The organism is uncultured Methanofollis sp. (assembly GCF_937919355.1).
Lineage (GTDB): Archaea > Halobacteriota > Methanomicrobia > Methanomicrobiales > Methanofollaceae > Methanofollis.
The window spans coordinates 1-22,272 of sequence record NZ_CALFSA010000171.1; the positions used below are offsets into that span (position 1 = coordinate 1).

General features: G+C 59.2%; 24 protein-coding genes. 7 read left to right on the forward strand and 17 right to left on the reverse strand.

Going from position 1 to position 22,272, the window contains the following annotated elements; genetic code table 11:
- The first annotated feature begins 203 nt into the window (after window positions 1-203).
- Window positions 204-1,706, forward strand: a complete 1,503-nt coding sequence (locus tag Q0520_RS08330) for a methanogenesis marker 14 protein (protein ID WP_298668743.1) — start codon at window positions 204-206, stop codon at window positions 1,704-1,706.
- A 10-nt stretch (window positions 1,707-1,716) separates the two neighbouring features.
- The gene (locus tag Q0520_RS08335) at window positions 1,717-1,953 is read left to right on the forward strand and encodes a hypothetical protein (RefSeq protein WP_298668745.1); all 237 of its coding nucleotides are present in this window, start codon (window positions 1,717-1,719) and stop codon (window positions 1,951-1,953) included.
- Between the two features lie 439 nt (window positions 1,954-2,392).
- Here Q0520_RS08335 and argF read toward each other — a convergent pair whose 3' ends face one another.
- From argF to Q0520_RS08355, 4 genes are read right to left on the reverse strand one after another with little or no spacing between them, the layout of a single operon-like run.
- The gene (gene argF / locus Q0520_RS08340; RefSeq protein WP_298668747.1) at window positions 2,393-3,301 is read right to left on the reverse strand and encodes an ornithine carbamoyltransferase; all 909 of its coding nucleotides are present in this window, start codon (window positions 3,299-3,301) and stop codon (window positions 2,393-2,395) included.
- Window positions 3,298-4,590: a phosphoribosylamine--glycine ligase gene (gene purD, locus Q0520_RS08345; RefSeq protein ID WP_298668750.1), complete on the reverse strand. Its 1,293-nt coding sequence runs from the start codon at window positions 4,588-4,590 to the stop codon at window positions 3,298-3,300. The genes argF and purD overlap by 4 nt, the downstream gene beginning before the upstream one ends.
- Window positions 4,591-4,616: 26 nt before the next feature.
- Window positions 4,617-5,129 carry an orotate phosphoribosyltransferase gene (pyrE, locus tag Q0520_RS08350; protein WP_298668753.1) on the reverse strand — a complete coding sequence of 171 codons (513 nt, stop codon included), beginning with the start codon at window positions 5,127-5,129 and terminating at the stop codon, window positions 4,617-4,619.
- Window positions 5,123-5,623: a CDP-2,3-bis-(O-geranylgeranyl)-sn-glycerol synthase gene (locus tag Q0520_RS08355; RefSeq protein ID WP_298668756.1), complete on the reverse strand. Its 501-nt coding sequence runs from the start codon at window positions 5,621-5,623 to the stop codon at window positions 5,123-5,125. The genes pyrE and Q0520_RS08355 overlap by 7 nt, the downstream gene beginning before the upstream one ends.
- Before the next feature lie 194 nt (window positions 5,624-5,817).
- Between Q0520_RS08355 and tes the strand changes: the two genes are divergently transcribed.
- Complete coding sequence (tes, locus tag Q0520_RS08360) at window positions 5,818-7,290, forward strand: tetraether lipid synthase Tes (protein WP_298668759.1); 1,473 nt, start codon at window positions 5,818-5,820, stop codon at window positions 7,288-7,290.
- 1 nt (window position 7,291) lies between these two features.
- Here the strand turns inward: tes and Q0520_RS08365 are convergent, their stop codons facing one another.
- Window positions 7,292-8,227: an ornithine cyclodeaminase family protein gene (locus Q0520_RS08365; RefSeq protein ID WP_298668761.1), complete on the reverse strand. Its 936-nt coding sequence runs from the start codon at window positions 8,225-8,227 to the stop codon at window positions 7,292-7,294.
- A 126-nt stretch (window positions 8,228-8,353) separates the two neighbouring features.
- On the opposite strand from Q0520_RS08365, the gene Q0520_RS08370 reads away from it, so the two are divergent.
- Complete coding sequence (locus Q0520_RS08370; protein ID WP_298668763.1) at window positions 8,354-8,950, forward strand: hypothetical protein; 597 nt, start codon at window positions 8,354-8,356, stop codon at window positions 8,948-8,950.
- 78 nt (window positions 8,951-9,028) lie between these two features.
- Window positions 9,029-9,826: a RimK family alpha-L-glutamate ligase gene (locus Q0520_RS08375; protein ID WP_298668766.1), complete on the forward strand. Its 798-nt coding sequence runs from the start codon at window positions 9,029-9,031 to the stop codon at window positions 9,824-9,826.
- Window positions 9,827-9,863: 37 nt separating this feature from the next.
- On the opposite strand, the gene Q0520_RS08380 is transcribed toward Q0520_RS08375, so the two are convergent.
- The 10 genes from Q0520_RS08380 to Q0520_RS08425 form a co-directional block, all read right to left on the reverse strand.
- Window positions 9,864-10,157: a UPF0058 family protein gene (locus Q0520_RS08380; protein WP_298668769.1), complete on the reverse strand. Its 294-nt coding sequence runs from the start codon at window positions 10,155-10,157 to the stop codon at window positions 9,864-9,866.
- Between the two features lie 55 nt (window positions 10,158-10,212).
- The gene (gene dnaG / locus Q0520_RS08385; RefSeq protein WP_298668771.1) at window positions 10,213-11,439 is read right to left on the reverse strand and encodes a DNA primase DnaG; all 1,227 of its coding nucleotides are present in this window, start codon (window positions 11,437-11,439) and stop codon (window positions 10,213-10,215) included.
- A 130-nt stretch (window positions 11,440-11,569) separates the two neighbouring features.
- On the reverse strand, window positions 11,570-11,899 hold the full coding sequence (locus Q0520_RS08390; protein WP_298668773.1) for a DUF167 domain-containing protein: 330 nt from the start codon (window positions 11,897-11,899) through the stop codon (window positions 11,570-11,572).
- A gap of 186 nt (window positions 11,900-12,085) precedes the next feature.
- Window positions 12,086-13,348, reverse strand: coding sequence for a dihydroorotase (gene pyrC / locus Q0520_RS08395; protein WP_298668775.1), 1,263 nt, complete (start codon window positions 13,346-13,348; stop codon window positions 12,086-12,088).
- A 1-nt stretch (window position 13,349) separates the two neighbouring features.
- On the reverse strand, window positions 13,350-14,345 hold the full coding sequence (hypE, locus tag Q0520_RS08400; RefSeq protein ID WP_298668777.1) for a hydrogenase expression/formation protein HypE: 996 nt from the start codon (window positions 14,343-14,345) through the stop codon (window positions 13,350-13,352).
- Window positions 14,342-14,683 (reverse strand): hydrogenase maturation nickel metallochaperone HypA, encoded by a 342-nt coding sequence (locus tag Q0520_RS08405; protein WP_298668779.1) that lies wholly within the window; start codon window positions 14,681-14,683, stop codon window positions 14,342-14,344. Before Q0520_RS08405 ends, hypE begins: the two co-directional genes overlap by 4 nt.
- Entirely contained in the window at window positions 14,683-14,907 is a 225-nt protein-coding gene (locus Q0520_RS08410; protein WP_298668781.1) for a HypC/HybG/HupF family hydrogenase formation chaperone, read from the reverse strand. Before Q0520_RS08410 ends, Q0520_RS08405 begins: the two co-directional genes overlap by 1 nt.
- 383 nt (window positions 14,908-15,290) lie before the next feature.
- Window positions 15,291-16,316 (reverse strand): PAS domain-containing protein, encoded by a 1,026-nt coding sequence (locus Q0520_RS08415; protein ID WP_298668784.1) that lies wholly within the window; start codon window positions 16,314-16,316, stop codon window positions 15,291-15,293.
- A gap of 66 nt (window positions 16,317-16,382) precedes the next feature.
- Window positions 16,383-16,679, reverse strand: coding sequence for an Hsp20/alpha crystallin family protein (locus Q0520_RS08420; RefSeq protein WP_298668787.1), 297 nt, complete (start codon window positions 16,677-16,679; stop codon window positions 16,383-16,385).
- A gap of 138 nt (window positions 16,680-16,817) precedes the next feature.
- On the reverse strand, window positions 16,818-17,309 hold the full coding sequence (locus Q0520_RS08425) for a HEAT repeat domain-containing protein (protein WP_298668789.1): 492 nt from the start codon (window positions 17,307-17,309) through the stop codon (window positions 16,818-16,820).
- Between the two features lie 192 nt (window positions 17,310-17,501).
- Between Q0520_RS08425 and Q0520_RS08430 the strand changes: the two genes are divergently transcribed.
- Window positions 17,502-19,046, forward strand: coding sequence for a hypothetical protein (locus tag Q0520_RS08430; protein ID WP_298668792.1), 1,545 nt, complete (start codon window positions 17,502-17,504; stop codon window positions 19,044-19,046).
- A gap of 104 nt (window positions 19,047-19,150) precedes the next feature.
- On the opposite strand, the gene Q0520_RS08435 is transcribed toward Q0520_RS08430, so the two are convergent.
- Both Q0520_RS08435 and Q0520_RS08440 read right to left on the reverse strand, forming a co-directional pair.
- Window positions 19,151-19,606, reverse strand: coding sequence for a chemotaxis protein CheW (locus Q0520_RS08435; protein WP_298668795.1), 456 nt, complete (start codon window positions 19,604-19,606; stop codon window positions 19,151-19,153).
- Between the two features lie 9 nt (window positions 19,607-19,615).
- Window positions 19,616-21,118 (reverse strand): methyl-accepting chemotaxis protein, encoded by a 1,503-nt coding sequence (locus Q0520_RS08440; protein WP_298668799.1) that lies wholly within the window; start codon window positions 21,116-21,118, stop codon window positions 19,616-19,618.
- A gap of 543 nt (window positions 21,119-21,661) precedes the next feature.
- Here Q0520_RS08440 and Q0520_RS08445 point away from each other — a divergent pair.
- A complete protein-coding gene (locus Q0520_RS08445; protein ID WP_298668802.1) occupies window positions 21,662-22,147 on the forward strand; it encodes a universal stress protein in 486 nt (161 codons plus the stop codon).
- Window positions 22,148-22,272 lie beyond the last annotated feature (125 nt).

A 22,272-nucleotide genomic window follows, 5' to 3' on the forward strand; every position in this document is an offset into this window, starting at 1 on the left:
AACCTGCTCTTCCACCTTGAAAAACTGGAAAATGCCGGCCTTATCTCCCAGAGGTACGAGCGGGGCGAGTACGAACTCACCGCCTCAGGGTACCTGGTCCTCCGGGGCATCGCCCGGATCTCTGCGTCCCTGTCTGGCTACGGTGCGGAGGCCGGAGACGCAGACAGAAAGATATAAACAATTCAGGAGGAGAGATTAGATTCATGTGCGCCCGCTTTCTGGACCGCTTTTTCAAACCTAAGCCATATATCGTGGAAAGCATCCCGCCACCCTCGATCTCCCACGGCGCCGGGATGACGGTCCCTGAATACAAGACCAGGCCGTACTTCATCGTCGCATCGGTCGAGATGGGGAACACAACGACGAAGTGCATCCTCACCGGGACCAACCTCGACACCGGCATGACCTATGTCATCAACAAGACGGTGAAGATGAGCCGCGACGTCAGGCGGCCGAAGCCCGGAGAGGAGACCTTCGGCGCGACCCTCGACGGCACAGAACTCACCCGCGAGTCCGTCACCGAACTGGTGCGTGACACCCTCCTCGAGTGCCACAGGGAGGCGGGCCTCTCTATCAAGGACGACCTCGACTTTGTGGTGCGGAGCACCGGCGTCGTCGCCGCCATGGACTCCCCCGACCAGGTAGGGGAGTTTGTCATCGCCCTCGCCAATGGGTGCCTTGCAGCGGGCGTCCCGCCGAGGAAGATGACGCCCCCGATGTCGAAGGAGAACCTCACGAAAAAACTCCAGAACTACAGTTTTGCCGACAAGGTGGTCTTTGTCGGGGCGGTCGCCGGCGTGATCCCCCCTGTCGGGAGTTCAGGGGTCGAGATGGTCGCCAACGAGATGGAGGGCGAACTTGCGATGGCCGGCATCAAGGAAGGCGCAAAGAGCACGCCGGTCGACTTCCGCAACCCCTGCATCTCGATGGACTTCGGCACGACCCTTGACGGCAGGATCACCTCCGACGTCGACCCGAAGGCCGAGAACCCCTTTGCCCAGACCATCGGGAACTTCTGCGGCCTTGCGGGGGCGGTCCCCGATGCTATCGTCAGGGGGACAGGCCAGGTCGAGGGGAGGACGGGTACGGCCCTCGACATGTTCGGGGACAAGAGTGTTGTCGAAGGGCTGTCGCGGTTCGGGAGGAGTGCGGCAATCATCGAGGACTATGTCGAGCAGGCGCACCGCCACATCGACATCAGGGTCGTCCCGCCAGACCGCGACCGTTTCGGCCGTGTGCCGGTCAACGCAAAGGTCGCCCACGACTCAGGAGTCGCCCTGATCGGGTGCGACGTCGGTGTGAACGGGAGCGAGACCGGAGCACTCAATACGATCGGCGCAGAGATCTATGAGAAGTACGGCAAAGGGTTGCTCGCCGACGTGATCGACCACGTCTGCACGAGAATGGCCCTCAGGCTCATCGATGTCGCGGTCGAACACAACATGGTTCCGGAAAACGCCTCCATCGGTTTCACCGGACGGGCGGCGATATCGGGGAGAAAACCGCAGTACATCCTTGACGGGATCGCCGAGCGCGGCCTCTTCAAAGACCCGCAGAACCACGTGGTCTTTGTGGACGACGGGCTTGCACGCGGCGCCGCCCTGATGGGGCGGTGCATGAACTCCCTCGGCAAACCGAAGAACCCCCTTGGCGGCGTGAGGGGCGGGCCGTGCATCATGGGCCGGCGCATCAAGGTAGGAAAGTGAGGAAAATCCCATGGCAAAAGAAGAACTCTATGATCTGGTCATCCCGCCGGGTGTCCCGAGAAGCGTGATCAGGGACATCATCGGCAAGTACGACGTCGAACTGGTTGACAGCCCGCAAAGGCTCTCCTTTGCAAACATGGACGGCGACATACGAAACCTCCTGGCCTTCCGCGGCAAACTGGACGTCGTCCAGAAAGCGGAAAAGGACATGATCGCGCAGGTCAAGGCATTCATCGACACCGACTAACTCTTTTTTTGCAGGGCGGGCAGGGCGCACCAGGAGATCCGCCCGGACGGGGAAACATTCGATTTTTGGATCGGAGATACCGGCCCCACACCGGGAGACTACGTGGGAAATCAGAGATTTTCTTGTGCTCACTCCGTTCGCACAGCGAAGGTCTTCGACCTTCTCGACGCCCTCCGGTCGTTTCCCCGGGCCCCCGCTCAGGATATCCCATCGAATGTGTTCTTCGAAGACTGGATGGTCTTTTGCCCCCGGACAGCGCTTCTGTTTCTTTACTCCTTTCGGTCGTCCTCCAGATCAGGACTGACCCCGGGCAGAGAGAGAGCAGAGATCCTGAGATAAGAGGTTGTCGTCCCACCCTCCTGTCATGAACCTGACAGGTATCGAGAAATTCTGATTAAAAAAAGATGCACCGGGATCGCACCGAAGTGCAACCCTGTTCTCACCGGATCAGTGTGACGAGAAGCGCCTTCTGCGCGTGGAGGCGGTTCTCGGCCTGGTCCCAGACAATGCTCTGCGGCCCTTCCAGCACATCTTCGGCGATCTCCTCGCCGCGGTGGGCGGGCAGGCAGTGCATCACCACGGCGTCGGGTTCGGCACGCGCCACGACGTCGGAGGTGATCGTATAGCCCTGGAAGGCCCTGAGGCGCTCTTCCCGCTCGGCCTCGTTGCCCATCGAGACCCAGACGTCGGTGTAGAGGGCATTGGCATCCTTCGCCGCCTCTTCAGGCGTGGCAAAGAAGGCGACCTTCGCACCCCGCGCTCTGGCTTCCTTCAGGGCGGCGGCATCGGGTTCATACCCCGGCGGGCATGCGATCCGCAGTTCCATCCCCGTGTAGGCCGCGGCGATGAGCATCGAGTTGCAGACATTGTTCCCGTCGCCGATCCATGCAAGCCTCAGGCCATCGAGTGAGGAGAAGCGTTCGCGCAGCGTCAGAAGGTCGGCAAGCACCTGACAGGGATGGGCGATGTCAGAGAGGCCATTGACGACCGGCACCGACGCATACTTTGCAAACTCCTCAAGCGTGCTGTGCTTGTAGGCCCGGATCATGATGGCCGAGACATACCGGGAGAGCACACGGGCCGTGTCCCTGAGCATCTCGCCCCGGCCGAGCTGGAGGTCGTGGGGGTTGAGGAAGAGGGCATGGCCCCCGAGGTCGTGCATCCCTGCCTCGAAAGAGACACGGGTCCGCGTCGAGGCCTTCTCGAAGATCATGGCGAGGCTCTTCCCGGTCAGGAGGGTGTGAGGAGTACCTCTGGCCCTGAGCGCCTTGAGCCTCTCGGCCTCGTCAAGGATCTCCTCTATCTCGGCTGGTTCTGCATCCAGAAGCGTTAAAAAGTCCTTCTTCATCGTATCGCCTTCATGTGCGCAATCCTCTTCTCAAGGATGGAGGTCTTGCCGATATCGTGGCGGTACCACACACCGCCCTTCACTGACGCAGCCGCCTTCTCGGCCTTTGCCTCGGCCTCTTCAAGGTTGTCGCCGAGGCCGACGAAGGCCATCGCCCGCGAGGTGAGGGTCGTCAGTTTCCCGTCCTTCTCAGCGACATTTGCGTAGTAGAGCAGGGCGTCGCCATAGTCCCCGACCTCGATCGGCGCCCCCGCGACAGGCGCAGCAGGATAACCCTGCGGCACGAGGTACTTGCAGACCGTTGCCTGCTTTGCAAAGTCCACATGAGCAGGCGAGAGCGTCCCGTCGATGATACGGCAGAGGACCCCGGCAAAGTTGCTCTGGAGGAGGGAGAGGACATTCATCGCCTCGGGGTCGCCGAAGCGCGAGTTGAACTCCACAACCTTCGGGCCGTCCCGCGTGTTCATGAATTGACCGTAGAGTATACCGCGGTACGGCTGGCCCTCGGTGTTCATCGCCGCAACAGTGCTCCGCATGATCTCAAGGGCATCGCGGTAGTCTGCCGGAGAGACAAAGGGCAGGAGATGGTCTTCAAGGGAATACGTGCCCATCCCACCAGTGTTCGGGCCTGTATCCCCTTCGTACGCCCTCTTGTGGTCCTGGACAAGGGGCATCGGCACCAGGTGGTTCCCGTCTACGAAGGCCTGGAGGGTGAACTCCTCACCGATAAGACGTTCTTCGAGGACGATACCGTCGCGGAGGGTGCGTGCATATTTCTTCGCACCCTCACGGTCCACCTGCTCGCCCATGACCCTGACACCCTTGCCACCGGTCAGACCGATCGGTTTTATCGCAAGGTCGCCGTCATAGACGTCGATATAGTCGCAGGCCTCTTCAGGGTCGTGGAAGACGCGGTAGTGGGGACACCCGGCGATGCCGTGCTTCTCCATCATTGCGCGGCAAAACGCCTTGTCTGTCTCAAGCCTGGCCGCCAGCCGCGTCGGTCCGACGCAGGGGACTCCCTGTTCCTGGAGGGTGTCGGCAATGCCGGCCTCAAGTGGTGCCTCGGGACCGATGATCGCAAAGTCGACACCACTCTTCTTTGCAAAATCAGCAACGGTTCTTACATTGGTCTCTTTTTCCAGGAGGATACTCTCAGAGAGAGACGCAATGCCGGGGTTCCGCCGGGCCATCGCCGAATATATTTTTACACCACTGTTGCAGGATAGGGCACGTACAATAGCGTGCTCCCGGCCGCCACCGCCCACAACAAGAATCTTCATGTCCATATTATATGCCTCTCCCCCATAAATGGTTACAGGTTCATCATCTCTGAGGCCGTCGTCAGGGGGACAAGGGATATACCCTCCTGTGCAAACGCATCCGATGCCCCGCTCTCCCGGTCCACGACCGAGGCCACGGCAACGACCGTTGCTCCCGCATCCCTGAGCACTCTGACCCCGAAGAGCGCGGACCCACCTGACGTGGTGACGTCCTCGACAAGGAGGACCGCCTTCCCCTTCACGTCGCCAATGACAAGATCGCTCTTGCCGTGGTCTTTCTGTTCCTTCCTGATGATCGCGTACGGCTTACCTGATGCAAGCGACGTGGCGACCGCCAGGGGTACCGCACCCACCGCGACGCCTGCGACGACGTCGAACGTGAACTTCCCTGCAAATGCCTCCCCGATCCTGCGGAGGAGAACGGGGTCGGTGATCGCAGTCTTGATGTCGAGATAATACGAACTCCGTGCGCCGGATGCCAGGACAAAGTCTCCGATTTCAATGGCGCCGTGGTCCTTGAGCAGTTCTGCAATTTCTTTTACCATGGTACTTTCTTCACTCCGATGAGATACCCGATGATGTTCGCAGCACGGTGAAGGAGGGGCGTGAGAATGAGAATCCAGATAAAGACCCCGAGAGTCACATTCTCCATAAACCAGTCGTACTGGAAGACGATAAGGAGACCGAGAGACCCGACGACAAGGTCGTACTGGTCGGCGATGAGCCATTCCTCTCCGCTCTCCTTTCCAAGTCGCCTTTTGACAAAACTTTTTGCCATATCCCCGAGAAGCGCCCCGAAGGCAAGGATGCACACGGTGGTCAGCGTATGCGCCGGGAGGGAGGTGAACCCGAAGGCGTCCCTCGCCACAATCTGGGCGATACCGACAACGACACCGCATGCGACCCCAAGGACAAAACCCCTCCAGGTCTTACCGTCCCCGAGGACCCTGCGGCCATCGCTCCAGGTCTTACCCATGTCAACCGGCGTACCTCCGCCAAGGGCGGCAGCGGCTGAATTAGGTACATAGGCGGGTAGCATGACCCAGATCGCCGCGAGCAGGCATGATATAATCAGATCGATAATAATAATTATCCGCCCCACAATTTCTACTTAGGTTTAAAATTTCTACTTAAGTTTAAATCTTATTTCGCTCTAAACATTGAGTCACTACTGTATAACACAGGTAACCAATATATGAAACGCTATTGTAAAGATATGCCGGTGGATGAGATATGCTTCTGAAAAAAACCAAGAGTCTTTGCCCTGTTTGCAAAAGGGTGCTCGAAGCAGACATTTGCGAAGAGGACGGGAAAATCTGGATCTCCCGCACCTGTCCCGACCATGGAGAGGCAAAACACCTCTACTGGTCTGATGCGGAGATGTACAGGCGGTTCGATGCATTCGAGGAGATAGGAAACGGTGTCTCCAACCCCCAGAACGAGACCTGCCCGGAGACCTGTCCGGGCAACTGCGGTGTTTGCCCGGACCACAAGTCGAGCACGCTCCTTGCCAACATCGACCTGACAAACCGTTGCAACCTCCACTGCGATTTTTGCTTCGCCAATGCCCGGGCCTGTGGATTTATCTATGAACCCTCTTTCGACGAGGTCGTCGGCATGATGAAGATGCTCAGGAACGAACAACCGGTCCCCACGCCGGCGGTCCAGTTCTCGGGCGGCGAACCGACAATGCGCGATGACCTCTTCGATCTCATCAGGAAAGCAAAGGAACTCGGGTTCTCGCAGGTCCAGATCGCAACGAACGGGATCAAGATCGCGCATGACCCCGCGTACGCGCAGAACCTCAAGGAAGCCGGCCTGAGCACTGTCTACCTCCACTTTGATGGTGTCAGCCTGGAGACGAACCCCATCCTTCAGGCAAGCCTGAATGCCGTGAAAAACTGTGCGAAAGTTGGTCTCGGTGTCGTGCTCGTCCCGACAATCATCAACGGGAGGAACGACCATGAGATCGGCGCGATCCTCAGGTTTGCCGCAGACCGCGTGCAGGTCGTGCGGGGCGTCAACTTCCAGCCCGTGGCCTTCACCGGTGCCGCAAGCGAGGACGACATCAAAAGAGAGCGTATCACCATCCCGGACCTCGCCGAGAAGATCGAGGAGCAGACCGGCGGCATCATCAAGAAGAGTTACCTCTACCCCGTCCCCTGCGTCGTGCCGATCTCCGACCTCGTCGAAACGTATACAGGAAAACCGCAGGTCAGGTTCACCACCCACCAGCACTGCGGCGCCGCCACCTATGTCTTTGTGACCGAGGAAGGACTTGTCCCGATCAACGAGATGGTCGATGTCGACGGCTTCTTCGATGCCATCAGGACGATGACGGACAGGCTGAAGAATGGCGGGACCATCAACAAGTACCGGGCACTCATCGAGGGCGTCAAAGACATGAGTGTCTCTGCATCGAACGGTGAACACGGGAGTACGGCACGGTTCTGGACGCTCCTCGGGAAGACGCTTGTATCCCAGAACTTCGACGCCCTGCGGGACTTCCACTGGAACGCCCTCTTCATCGGCACGATGCACTTCATGGACAACTACAACTACGACATCAGCCGTGTCCAGCGCTGCTGCATCCACTATGCCACGCCGGACGGCAGGGTGATCCCCTTCTGCACGTACAACTCAGGGCCGGTGTACAGGGAAGAGGTCTGGAAGAAGTTTGCCCGGCCCCTCCCGAAAGAGGAGTGAATCAAGGGAAGGGCAGGTCAATCCCGTCTCCCGTCTTCATGACCAGGGCCGCAATGGCAAGGTCCTGGATCGCAAGGCCTGTCGAGTCAAAGAGCGTAATCTCATCTCTATTTTCCCTTTTTTTTCTCCCGCAGACAATGTCCCCGAGTGTGCCCGAGATCATCTCCCCCGTGAAGAGCCCCATGGAAACAGGCACATTGATCTCGCCGGAGTGAAGGGCCTGCTCGGGATCGTCCACAAAGACGCGGGACCGGAGGAGGAGGGCCGGGTCGAGTTCTTCCTTTCCTGGTGCGTCGGCACCGATGGCATTGATGTGCGTCCCCTCATGGACCCATTCTGACATGATGACCGGTGTCCGGGATGGCGTCGTCGTGACAATGACGTCGGCATCGCAGGCCTTTTCCAGGGAAACGGTATCACACGCAAGACCTTCGCACCGGCGACAGAATGCCTCCGCATTCGCGGGTGTCCTGCTCCAGACTTTCACCTCCGTAACCTCCAGGACATCGGCGATCGCATCCACCTGGGCCGCGGCCTGCCTCCCGCTCCCCACGACGCCGAGGACGACCCGGCGTTTCGGGGAGAGGTGGCGGGCGGCAACGGCGCCGGCCGCACCTGTCCGGAGGTCGGTGAGGGCCGTGGCATTCAGGACTGCTTCGGGCATGCCTGTGGCGGGGTCGAGGACGACGGTGAGGGCCATCACCGTCGGCAGACCGATCTTCGGGTTTTCCGGGTGGACATTGACGATCTTGACGCCCGCGATACCGATGCCCGGCAGGTATGCGGGCATAGTCCTGAAGTCCCCCTTTTCAAAGGTGACATAGATCTTCGGCGGCATCCGGACCCTCCCCTCCCCGTATTCCCTGAACGCCTCCTCGATGGCCAGGTTGACCCGGTGTGGCGAGGGCAGATCATTTTTTGCAGGATAGTAACGCATGGCCGGGGATCGATCCTCCAGAATAAAACTCTTCTGCGAATCCCCGGCGTACGCCAGAATGATGATGGCGGATCGGGGGCGGAATGCTTATCAACCAAAGTGATATTTTAGGATCGGGGGATGTCCATGTCATATATCCACTACGCGCAGGGGCTTGCCGGCGTCTATTCCATGTTCCTAGATCGCCTCGCCGAAGATCTGGAATCAAACGGCATCGAAGTGCTCTTCGAGAGGGAGAAAGCCAGGTCACCGATGATCGTCAGGTACGGGGAAGAGGGGGGGGAGATCGCGGTGAGACTCTCCGGCCCTGACCTTGAGGTTTCTTTCCGGGACCGGAGTTCTATCCCAGGAGAGGTGACTTTCCTCGCCCTTCTCGTCGCCGAGACCGTCACCGACATCGACGACGAGATGAGGGCGGTCCTCGATGCCGGAGATGAGGAAGGAGAGGGTCTTCCTACCGGTGTAGATATCGGCGTGGAGATCGAAGATACCTTCAGGGAACTTCAGGCAGTCAGGGACGAGATCGACCTTCTCAGGATAAAAGGGGAAGACGTCGGCCGGCCAGAAAGGAGAGTGGACAGGGCGGAGAAGTTATACCGTGAAGCTTCCACCGCCCTGAAAAAAGGAGAACCCCTGGTTGCCCGGGCGAAGGCCCAGGCCATGCAGGTGATGGTCGAGAAAGCCGAGGCAAGTCTTGGCGAGATCGGCGGAGAGAAGATATAGATATCTTCTTCCCCTCCCCCTCGCAAGATTACTGGTACTGAGAGCGGCAGAGACGCCGCCCGACCGGGGATAGAAGACATGATTCGTATCGTACCCAAACCGACAGACACACACGGCGACAACTCGACTGCTGCGGTGATCTCTGAACTCAAACAGGCAGGGGCCGATTATGCCCTCCTCGACCTCGACGCAATTGATCCGCTTTCAGAGTCCATCACCGGCGATCTCATCTGGGTCTGCGGCATGAAACAGGACATTCACCAGTTCGAGTGCCTGGATGTCCTCTCCCTTGAGAACCTCATCGTCAACTCTCCCGACGCGATCGCGACCTGCGCAAGCAAGGTCAAGACGACGGCGCTCCTTCTTAAAAATGGGATACCATCACCAGAAACACTCTTTACGGCGTCACGCGATCTTGCCGCCGACTTTATCGCCCGTCACGGAGGGAAGGCGGTCTTCAAACCTGTCTACGGTTACGACGGCATCGGTGTCTGCCTCGTCACGAAGCCAGAGGAACTCGGCGAACCCCCCTACTATCTCCAGGAATATGTGCCGAACGACCGGGACTTCAGGGTCTTCGTCATAGAAGGAAAGGCCGTCGGCGCGATCTGCCGGCAGTCGCCCCACCTCACCCACAATATCCACCAGGGAGGGACCGGGACGCCGGTCGAGATCGATCCGGAGATGCAGGAGGTCGCTGCCGGTGCGGCAAGGGTCGTCGGTGCCGACTACTGCGGCGTTGACCTGCTCGCCGAGAATGGGAGTTATACGGTCCTCGAGGTGAATGGCACGCCGAACTGGCACTGTATGGCGGCCCCGATCCCGAAGATCCTTGCACGCCATCTCATGGAAAAGGAAAAGGCACTGAGGTCGTAGACAGGCCCCGGGGGGTTGGTGACATGCCCCCCCCTTCTTACTGCTGTTCCATATTCTTTTCGAGTTCCCGCTCCGTCTTCTCGGAGAGTTCTCTCATCCTGGCGGATATGCGGGACGAGGCGGTAAAATCGACGTCTTTCATCGCATTGGCAAGTTCCTGTCCGAGGACGAAGATAGCGTGTTTGTGCTCGAGTTTGCTCTTATGGATCTGGGAGGGGTTGATCTTGAGCGCGTAATACTGGGGGAACTTCAGTTCTGTGTTCATCGTCTCAAAATAATCCTTGATCTCGACAAGGATCTGATGCAGGGTAATTAGTTCTTCTTTATGCATGTCCAAACCCCGAAAGAGAAATAGGAAATTTTATTATATATATATTTGCTCCGTTCTACGCCTTTCGAATTTTCATGAGCCTGAGAGATAACGGCCTCTTCACGATATCCCTGAACTCAGGAGCGGCAACAAACTCAAACCCCTTTGCAAGGAAGACGTCTATGAGTTTCTGATCGACGGGACGGTCGATGATCACCCCGCCCGTTTCCGAATTGATCTCCTCAACGGTACGTTCGACCTCGCCGGCCTTCACTTCTTTCACCAGTGCATATTCAGAGGTCAGAAAACGTGCCGTGCCCTTCCCCTCGACGCCCAGGATCTGCTGTTCAAGTGTCATCATAGGTTTTTCCGGGAGTATGTTCTCCGGTGCCTCGTCAGGTTCTTTTGCCTCGCTGACAATGACAGGCATCGTCTCCTTGAGAGAGAGCGCCTCTGCAGGAATCTCCTCCCGTGTGTCGGTCAACTGGTCCCGGACATACTCTGTCGGGACCTTGTTTCTCAGGGACTTGACAACCTCTTTTCGTGTCAGTTCTTCGACACTCTTGCCCCGCGGACAGAAGGCGACATAATCGACTTCCGCGACCTGGAGGAGTTCGCGCAGGATGAGGTCGCCGCCGCGGTCGCCGTCGAAGAAGGCCGTTGCCGTCTTGATCTCGCAGAGCTTTGTGATAACTGCCGGGATCTTTGTCCCCTCCACGGCGACCGCGTTTTTGATCCCGTACCTGAGGAGGTTGATCACGTCGGCCCGGCCTTCCACGACGATGATGGCATCGGAGTCGAGCACATTCGGCCCGGCAGGCACCCTCTCTTCGCCGAGGACGCCGATCTTCTCGATCCGCATCGACTCCCTGACCGTGTCGAGCAGTTCGGTGGAGTCGATGGTGGATTCGTCGAAGTGGGTGATCAGCAGTTCCTTTGCCCTTTCCACGATCTGTTTTCTCTTCGTCACGCGGATGTCCTCGATCCGCTCGACTGTGGCGTGCGCTACGCAGGGACCGACCCGGTCAATCGTCTCCAGGGACGCCGCAAGGATCGCCGTCTCCGCGCGGTCGAGGGAGGAGGAGATGAGGATCTCTCCCCGTGTCTCGCCCTTTTTACTCGTTATATGGACATCGATTCTGCCGACCCGCCCGGTCCGCTGGAGATCGCGCAGGTCAAGGTCTTCGCCGAGCAACCCTTCAGTCTGGCCAAATATGGCACCGACTACGTCAGGTTTCTCGACCACCCCCTCTGCATAGAGATTGATATGAATGAGATACTTTGTCGTATCTGATGAATACATGGTAAGCCTCCGGAATATGTCATATGAGAAACACAATGACGACCCATAGACAATTGGTAGTAATATATCCCGGAGTACTTATATATGCACCTTAGAGTATGCGCGCACCTTTAGAGGTGAGTCCAGAGGATTATACGGGAAGAAGAGAGGATAAAAGTTCTATAACGCGATCTCTTGATATTCCCCTCACCTCGACCCTCTTGATCGTCGAGGTGGCACCGGCGGCGAGGCCGACTGCTGATGCCGGAACTCCGAGGGTCTCTGCGACCAGAGCAACGATGGCACGGTTTGCCTTTCCTTCCAGCGGTGGGGCGGCGACCTGACAGACAAGGGCATGCCTCCAGGGGTTGTAACCTGCAGGAAAAGAGTTCTTTTTACTCCCGGCCGAGACGTCAAGGGTGATCATGACATGGTCGTCCGATCCAGTTACTGCATCGTCAAGAGAGGTCACGAGGATCACCGTGTAGCCCGGTGCTAACGACCATGGATCATGAGTGGCGTGTGCCGTTCTTCACCTGGTCTTAAACCCTCGCACCGGGCGCGCCTGTCGCACATCCGGGTTGTCCCGAAGCTCATATCCAGGCTCTGCCAATCGATCGCCCGGGGACCTATGGATGTGCATGTATCGGCTATTATAGATCAGTGGTCAGAGGATATAGCCCTTGCCCGGGATCCAGGACCCCGTGGTCCCGGCGGCGAACCCGCCGTCCCGCACGACACAGGCGCCCCCCATGACGACGATCTCGGGAAAGACAGCCTCCATGCCCTCGTACGGCGTCCATGTGCACTTCGTATGGAGGGCGCCGGGATCGATCACCACGGGTTCTGCAGGGTACAGGGCAAAGTCGGCCCTCTCGCCGGGCAGATATCCAGCCGCAGCGATGCCAAGGATACGTGCGGGGTTGATGGCGGTCTTCTCGATGACCGAGGCAAGGGAGATCCTGCCCTCCCGCACCGCGGCCATGAGGAGGGGAACCATCGTCTCGACGCCCGGCATGCCTGAAGGAGCGTCGGCGAAAGGCGCGGCCTTCTCGCCGGCGGTGTGCGGGGCATGGTCTGAGGCGACGACATCGATCCTCTCCCACCTGCTCCAGAGGCGTCGGCGCTCCTCCTCAGACCTGAGAGGGGGGTTCACGCGGGCATGAGTGTCGTCGGGTGCAAAACGCTCCCACGAGAGGAAGAGATGGTGCGGCGTCACCTCGACGGTGCCGGCGGCGGCATCGACGGCGGCGGCCGTGCTCATGTGGCAGAAATGGACCCGCCCGCCCGGAGGGACGAGGGAGGAGACGGCCCTGACGGCCCTGACCTCGGCATCGGCAGGTCTCAGGCGGTCGTGGTCGGCGAGAGTGGCGGGAGCACCGGGGAGAGGGTCTTCGGCGTGGACAGTGGCCAGGGCGCCAAGGTCATGGAGGGTGAGAAAGGCGTCCTTCAGGACATCTTCAGGGACGGCCGCACCATAACTGGAGGGGCCGGCAAAGATCTCGCCGAAGGCCATCGCCCCGTCCTCCCAGAGCCCCCGGAGGTCGGCACCCGCGACGACCCCGGCATTGACGGCGAAACGGCAGAGGGCATGGTCGCGCGCCTCCTCGACGCGGGCGCGGAAGGCCTGGCGTGTCGTGAGGGGGGGCACGGTGTTCGGCTGGTCGACGACGACCGTCACCCCGCCAGAGAGTGCGCTCGCGGTCCCGCTTGCCCAGTCCTCCTTCGCCCCCTGCCTGGCCCCGCCCCGGAGATGGGTGTGCAGGTCCACCGCGGCAGGGACGCAGAGGAGACCGGCGGCGTCTATCACCTCGTCGGCCCTTCCCGCGGCACCGACATGGACGACCCTCCCTCCGCCGAGGGTGAGGTCTGCCACCCTGCCGTCCGGCAGGGTGACGTCCTTCAGGACGAGTATCTCCTCGTCTCTCATATCAACAGACTCTCGGAACAGGGTCGCCGACCGGCGGTTCGATGAAACGCTCACCGCCGATCGAGGTCTTCATGACGACCGAGGAACCCTCGGTGACGCGGCCGATGACGGCGGCGTCTCTCCCGTAGTGGTGCGACTTCAGGGCGGCAAGTATGGCGTCGGCATCGCCGGGGGCGACGCCCATGACGACCTTCCCCTCGTTTGCAACTTCGAGAGGGTCGATCCCGAGCATGGCGGCGGCGCTCCTGACGCTCTTCCTGACAGGGAGGGCTTCCTCGTCGATCTCAACGTGGACTCCGCTCTTTCTCGCCATCTCATTGATCGCATTGGCAAATCCGCCACGGGTGGGGTCCTTCATGGCGTGGATGTCGCCGGCGGCAAGGGCGCGCTCGACCATGCCCCAGAGGGGGGCGGTGTCGGACTGGATCTGTTCGCCGAGGTCGAAACCCTCGCGGTGGGAGAGGATCGCAAGCCCGTGGTCGCCGATGGTGCCGGAGACGATGATGACGTCGCCCGGTTTGAGGCCGTTGTCCCTGACAATATGGTTTGCGACGCCGATACCCGCCGTGTTGATGACGATCCCGTCAAGGGCGCCCTTCTCCAGCACCTTGGTGTCGCCGGTCACGACCGATGCACCGACCTCACCAAGGGCCTCGTCCATCGAGGCGACGATTCGTTCAAGGTTCGAGACCTCAAAGCCCTCCTCGATGACCATGCCGCAGGAGAGGGCGATCGGGCGACCGCCCATCATCGCAAGGTCGTTGACGGTTCCGGAGACGGCGATCCTGCCGATATCTCCACCGGGGAAGAATATCGGGTTGATGATGTGGTTGTCCGTCGTAAACACGATCTGCTGGTCGCCGACCGGGATCACCGCCCCGTCGTCCAGGGACTCAAGACCTATCCCGCCGGCATTGTTGTGGGTGAACTTTGTGAGCACCTTGAGAAGTTCGCCCATCACCTCGCCGCCGGCGCCGTGCATCATATTGACTTTCATGAATCGTTCACTTCTATTTCGATGTTGGTGACTACAATCTCCTTTCCCTCAACAACATGCGGGAGGCCCCCGCACTGCGGGCAGACGAACTTCTCGTCGCCCGCATAGCCACAGTCACAGCGGGTGTGCACCTTCACGGTCCGGCACTCAAGAGAGACACCGGCAAAGACGGGGTCGTCCTCGGCGATGACCTCAAAGAGAAACTTCACCTGCTCCGGATTGACCATCGCCATTTCGCCGACGTCGACCCTCACCGCCTTCACCTGGGTCGCATGGTTTTCGACGGCAGCGCGCTGGGCTGTGGCAAAGATGTCGTACGCGATGCTGTATTCGTGCATTAGTTTTCCATCGCAGCGTAGACTTCTTTAAAGAGTTCTCTTGTCGACAGGCCTTCCTCACGGCTGAGTTTCTGGATGGCGAAGCCGACATGAACGAGGACGAACTCGCCTACCTTGACATCGACGAGATCAAGCCGTACCTCCTGCCTGAGGTCGCCGTAGTCGACAACACCGATGTTGTCGTCCTTGATCTCGATTACTTCGGCAGGAACTGCAACACACATTCAGCATTCCCTCAGGTAAGGTGTATGGGTGCTGATCATAAAAACACCTTCTGAAGTGACATGGCCAGGATCAAAGGAAAAATTCTGGCAGGGCAGGGAAATGGCGGCCCGTCCGGCACAGATCAGGAGAGGACCCGGGGGGGGCGATGGCCCTATGGCGGATTCACAAGCATAAGAGTCCTGTCGAATCGGGCATGAAACGAAGTTTCAAGCGGTTCTTTGAGAACCATCCCGGTTTTGGTAAACCATCATGATCGGGTCGATACACCCTCCTGTTCCCCAAGGTCACCCCAAACCGATCAGAACCTCTGTTCACATTGATGATATGACTCTCATTCGTTCTGAAAATCTGCTGATCATGCTCGATCATCCAGAGCACGAGACTATCCCGCCGAGAGGAAACGGTGGTATGCCGCGGGGATCTCTTCAGCGGACTCGGCGACCGCACGGTCAAGGTCGGCAAGGTTCTGGACGACCTGCTCAAGGTGGGCCTTCTGGACACGGAGGATGGCGGCAGCGTCGCCGGGCAGGACTCTTCCCGAGTCCAGCAGGGTTGCAGTATGGTCGATCTCGTGGGCGATACCGCCGAGCGGTACCTTCATCCGCAGGGCGGCCTCGGTGACATAGGCGACAAGAGCGCGTTCGGCCTTTTTCCGGGGAGAGAGGTCATGGATGATACATGAATACCCGGAGACCCCCCCATGGCCATCAAAGACTGCAGAGATGCCGACCGAGACCTCACGGGTCGTGCCGTCCGACCGTACGATCTCGGACTCGAAGCGCTGACCGGTCGGGCCGTCGATGACGGCCCCTGCTGTCTCCTCCCATCTCTCGAAGAGATGAACGGGGACAAAATGCGAGATAGGCAGGCCGATGGCCCTTTCAGGGGAGGTCCCGAGGAGACCGACAGCTGCAGCATTCAGGGAGGTGATCCGCCCTCCCCGGGAGATGCCGATGATGGCATCTTCGCTCGTCTCAAGGATCGACGCAAGCCTTGACCTTAACTCACCGATCCTCTTGATGTCAGAGACATCCGTGATGATATGGATGGCACCGACGACACCCTTCTCGGGGTGGAGGATGGGGTCGATCAAGACCCTGAACCACCGGCCGAAGATCCAGAGGGTGCACCTCTCCCTCTTTCCCGATACCTTCGCCCTGGCAAAAGGACAGTCCCCGACGAATGAGGTGGTCTTGTGGACCACGGCATAACAGGGTTTCCCGACGACCTCACCGGCATCGACGCCGAGAAGGTTTCCTGTGGCCCTGTTTGCCATGAGGATGATGCCCTCTCGGTTCTGAAGGAATACGGGATCTTCTACGGCATCGAATATCCTTTGCCAGAGTAACCGGGGGTCAGAAAAGCCAAGCACCCCCGCTGCCTCGGCGGCCCTCCCTTCATCACTCATATCCACACGTCACACCGTCACGAGAGATAGGGCAGAACCGGTGACCCGGTTCATCCCTGCCTCCGGTTACCTGACGGGAATCTCGATGCCCCTTGCCTGGGGCTTTTTGTACGGGACGTCCACGGTCAGCAGACCGTTGTGATAGGACGCCTTCGCCTTCTCATAATCGATCGGACAGCAGGTGGCATATGAGCCTGCATATCGTGTCCCCTCCTTCACTGCCTGGACAAAGAAACTGTCGTCGTGCATCCTGAGCGTGATGTCCTTTTTGTCGACGCCGGGCAACTCGATCTCGACATGGAGATTCTCGTGGTTTTCGTCCGGCATGGCGTACACCGCCGGTGCGACCCTGATCTCGGTCATGGTATATCCCCTCTCCGGAGAGGGTATCCAGATATATAAATCAGACTCTCTCCGCGAGAAGCGGACCGCTTTTGCAGGAGTGTTCCCTGCCAGGCAGATCAGGACGCAAAGAGTGGACACATTTTGATACCACAGGGATCAGCACCCGCTGCAACACCCGTGCCTCTGGAGGATCTGGTCCAGGGCCCAGGACGCCCACCACCTGACGTCGGCGTCCTCGTCCTTCAGCGCCCTGCCAAGTGCAAATTCGGCCTTGCTGTGCCCGATGGTGCCAAGGGTGTAGGCCGCCCACATCCTGGTGCCTGCGTCCTCCGCTGAGAGTCCGGCGATGAGACCGTCGACGGCCGGCGTGCCGATCGCGGAGAGTCCCCACGACGCGGCCATCCGGAGGTCGCGGTCGTCCTCTGCGAAGAGTCCGATGAAGGCACCGACCGCCTCCTCTCCTACCAGCATGCCGATGGCGAGGGCGGCATCCTCCCTGACCTTCTGCGACGACCCGTTGAAGAGGAGGTCGGTGAGACCGTCGATGTCGTTGCCGACGGCGAGGGCGAGCACCCGGGGGGAGGGTGCAACATCGTTCTCGACAGGGAGAGTGTCATCGGAGAAGTCTGGTCCGGCAGTGTTGTCCATGCGTCTCTGGTAGGCAGACGGTGTATAAGAGAGATGCGGGTTACCTTTCCGGGCCCTCACGCCATGCAGGAAGACGGATAGTGCGCGTACCTGCGTGAGAGACACAGCACGAGAGAGATATCGCCGTTGATGTAGAGAAGACACCACAATATGTTAAGTGTCCTTAACACACAGATCGATCAGACACAGACCATGAGCATAACCCTCATCATCTTCTGGTTCATCATGACGGCCTTCTGGGCCGTCCGTATCGAAGACAGAACACTGAGGTTCAACCACCCAGGCCTCATCGTCCTCGGCGCCGTCCTGTCAGGGGTCATCCTGTACGTCACAACCCCGGCACTGGTCCTGGTGAATGTCCTATTCTACCTTGCGCTCTCTCTTGCCGCAAGTGGGGTCGCGGCGTCATTCCTCTACGACTCCGAAAAGATGCGTGTTGTCGGCGGAACCGTCCTGACCCTGGCCATCCTTTGCATCCCGATGCTCACAGCCGGTGCACAGGTCATCGGTGCCCAGAGCCTTGCAGACATACCGCAGGTCAGGACCGTGGACAATACCACCGAACTCATCGATACCGACCACATCCAGCTGGCCTCAGCCAAGACCGCCCTCTGGCGGGCTGACAAGGTCATCGGGAACCTCGGGTATAAGGTCGGCGTCTTCACGCCCGACGTCCAGTTCATCGAGGACGAACTGGTCTGGCTGGTCCCCATGGACTACACCTCCCTGGACAAGGCCCTCATCTATGCCGGCGAAGGCACGGACGGCTATGTTGTCGTCTCGTCAGAGGACCCGAAGGCAGAACCCGGACGGGTCACCGGCCTCCAGATGCGCTACACACCCCATGCGATCCTGGAATATGATCTCAACCGCCATATCTGGGAAGACTACCCCACCTATGTCCTCCATAAACCTATCTTCCAGCTCAACGACGAGGGCAACCCCCGCTGGGTCACCCTCCTCTCCCGGCCCGCTCTCTACGGCGTCATCGGCGAGACGCCGGAGGGCGTTGTCGTCACCGACCCGGTCACAGGCGCCAACGAGTTCTTCGATCTCGGCAAACAACCCGCATGGATCCAGCGGGTCTATGACGAGGACCTCACCGAGACCTACCTGGACTGGTGGGGCACATACTCGGACGGCTGGATCAACTCATGGTGGGGCCAGCGCGACCTGAAGTACCCCTCTGGCGAGGTGTACGTCGAGCACGGCGAGGCCGGGGCGACCCTCTCCTCGGGCGAACCCGACGTCTACCTCGTCCAGGGCACGGACGGCAACCAGTACTGGTTCACCGCCATCACGACACCGGGCAAGGACTCGTCCATGGTCGGCTATGTCCTCTGCGATGTGCAGGACGGCACTTTCACCTTCTACAACGCCCCCGGCTATTACAACGACTACGGCGCTGCGGCCAATGTCCAGCAGCACCAGAAAGTGGCGATGGCCACGGGCCTTGAAGTCGTGCAACCGATCATGTACGTCATCGACGGCCATGAGGTCTGGATCATCCCGGTCATCTCCCAGACCGGCGAAGTGATGGAGATCGGACTGGTCGTGGCCCATGGCGGTGAGACCTTTGTCGGCACCAGCCTCGACGACGTCCTCTCCCAGTGGCGGGGGACCGCTGTCGAGACGCCCAACCCGGATGATGACGAGGTCACGGTCCAGGAGATCGAGGAGATCAGGGAACTCCTCGATAGACTTGAGGCGCGGCTGAAGGCGCAGAACAGAACATAACCCTTTTTTTGTCCTGTTATCTCCCTGTCTTTGACGACCTTCGATCTTTTCAGACCTTCCTCTTTTGCACCCCGCTGTCCGGGCGAAAAAAAGTAATATTGAGATTATATGGCCTCTGCAAGGATTCTGGAGACGTCCAGCCACATGACCAACGTACTCCCGCTCTCCTCGCCATGCCTGATGATCCCTTTCACGTATGAATTTGAATACGCAGAGAGGTCTCTCTCGGCCACCATGTGAGCATCGACGCCTGCGGCAGGTATCACGCTCCTGACATCGTCGACGATAAACCCGACATTTTTTCCGCGGGTTGCTCCGGACATGAGGACGATAATTTTCCTGTCCGCCATGGTGCGGGTCGCCTGGACCCCGATGACTTTTTCAAGGCCGATAACCGTCGTTATCTCACCCCTCAGGTTGATTATGCCTGCGATGTGGGGTGGTGCGCCGGGGATGGGGGTGATCGGCATCATCTCCACGATCTCCCGTGCCAGCATGATGTCGAGGGCGAAGAGTTCCCCGCCAAGTTCAAACTCCACGACGTCCTGGTCTGCGGTCATGGCCTCGCCTCAGTCCATTCTGATCTCATGTATCTGCTCTCTGAGACCTGTCGTCCGCCTTGCCACTTCCTGCGCCCCGCTTCCGACCTCCTGTGCAGAGGCCGAGACCTCCTCGACAAGGGCGGCCATATCCTCAATATCTTTCAGGCCCAGTCTGGTCTGCGCCCTGTTCCTCTCCATACCCTCATTAACACGCGCGGCACTGCTTGCCTGGTCTTCTGTGGCCTTGGCGATCTCGCTCACGCTCCCGGCAACATCCTTTGCTCCCCTGGAGATCTGGTGCAGCGCACCGACGGCCCTGTCCACGCTCTCGATGCCGCCGTGGATCTCTGCATAGGCCGTCTCCATACTCCCTGCTGTCTTCATGCTCTTTGTCTGGATGGAGACGATGAGGTCTTCGATATCGCCTGTCGCCTTCTTCGACTCGCCCGCAAGGTTCCTCACCTCGCCTGCGACGACGGCGAAGCCGCGGCCGTGTTCACCCGCACGGGCCGCCTCGATCGCGGCGTTGAGGGCGAGGAGGTTGGTCTGGTTCGAGATGTCGGTGATGAGTTTGACGATCTTGTTGATCTCCTGCACCTGGTGGTTGAGATCGGTGATCTCGTCCACGTTCTCCCGTGCGATCGTCTCGACCGCCCGCATCTTCTCTGTCGCCTGACGGCCGAGGTCCTCCGCCTGGTCACCCGCCTGTGCGGTTTCCTCGGTGACGGCAAGCACTTCCTGGCAGGTGTTCGCGATCTCCTCGACGGCGGCCGAGAGGTCGGCCAGAGATCCGGCGACCTCGTCTATCTCTTCAAGTTTTTTCCGGGAATCTTCCGCCGCCTTCTGGCTTTTGACAGCGACTCCTTCGATTGCCCGGGCGATCTCCTCAGAACTCTTGCCTGCGTCCTTCGTGTTCCCCTCGACTTCCCTGATGGTCTGTGCGAGGCGACGGAACAATTGCTTCAATTCTTCCTGCGTGGCAAGGTAGTCCTGCTTGAGTGTGCGGAGGGGGTCGTCGTCCCGCAGGGCGAGGCTGACGGTCAGGTCCCCTTTTGCCATGGCGTCCATCGCCGCTTTGAGTTCGCGGGCGCTCCGGGTGAGGGCCCGGGCATTCTCTTCGGTGTTTTTCATCATCTCCTTCATTTTTGTGGCGTTCTTTTGCTCTTCCGTGACGTCTTTCAGGACGACGAGGACTGTATGTCGGGCTCCAGAGGGGTCGGCGACAGGGATGCTGTATTGCTCAAGAGCACGGGTGCCGGTCGGAAAATCGATCGTCGTCTCCGCATAACTGCGGACTCCCCTGCTGAGTGCGGTCTTCACGCCCTCGCCTTTCTGGGTGGTGACAGAGAGGTCGCGGGTGTTCATCCCGACAAGGCGGTCGTGGGGTATGCCGCTCATCTCGGTGAACGCACCGTTGTCAGAGAGGATGTTGAGGTCCGTGTCCAGCCAGAGCATGGGGAAGGGATTGTCCCTCACCGCTGCCTCGAGGGTATGGAGACGCCGGGTAAGATCCGGGATGTCTTCCCGCATTACCATATGTTCTTGTGGCGGGGTATGGAGCCCGGTCGCGGCGATTCCTGACTGTTCTGTATTCCATGCGCTGTTTCCTTCTGTCGTGGTACTGTGAGACACGAATTGTTCCTGGTTTTCCATTGTTGGACTCCGGTAGTATCTGCTCACGTCCCGGGACAGACGTTTTGGCTGTTGTCTATTCTCTGCCGGAGATCATTCTGGTTTATCTGCGTGGTATAATCGGTGATCCGATAGCCTTTGTCCGGGATTGAGAGCAGTTGAGTATCCACCGCCTGCGCGATAAAAGTTGCTATTTTAAATTAAAATATTCTTAAAAAGTGATATTTTTAAACCGTATTGATCCCCCTCCCGCATATCCGGACCGATGATAGGTCATGACGTCGCGGCCGCGGACTATCCTGTGCCTCTCTACGATCCCCCGCTGTTATCATGGCGCGGGGGTGCCGTCTCTCTCATTTTGAGGTATCTATCACAGCCTGACCGATTTTTTTATCTCCCCATGACGAGATCAGGTTATCATAAAAAAATTGCGTGATTATCATGTTCAGGAAAGTACTTTTCCCCACGGATTTCTCCGAATGCTCGTATAAGGCCCTTGAATGCGTCAGGCAGCTCTCCCGGGCCGGGACCGGGAAGGTGGTCGTCGTCCACGTCCTCGACGAGAGGGAGTTCGAACTTGCGAAGACCGAGATCGGGTGGCTTGAAGGGGCGCGGATGGTCGAGTACGACGCGAAGATCGAGAAGAGGATGCGGGACAATGTGCGGGAACAACTCGAAGGGATTGCAGGTGTCATCCGCGAGGCAGGGATGAAGACGCGGGTGGAGGTCGCCAAGGGCGTGCCTTCGATCGAGATCCTGGCACTGGCAAAGCGCGAGGGTGTCTCCCTCATTGTCATGGGGAGTCACGGGCGGAGCAACCTCGCAGGTGTCGTGATGGGGTCGGTCTCCGAGGAGGTGGTCAGGAGGTCGAATGTGCCCGTGCTGATCGTGACGCGGGAGATGCAGAACGCCTGCACATCCCGGTGAGGGGTCTCCAGGCTTTCTGAAAAATTGTTTCCTGATACCCTCATGCCCGGGGCCGGTGCAACCCCTCACAGGATCAGGGGAGGCATTAACCCCCGGAAATGAGGGTTTTTTCTGAGATCCTTTTC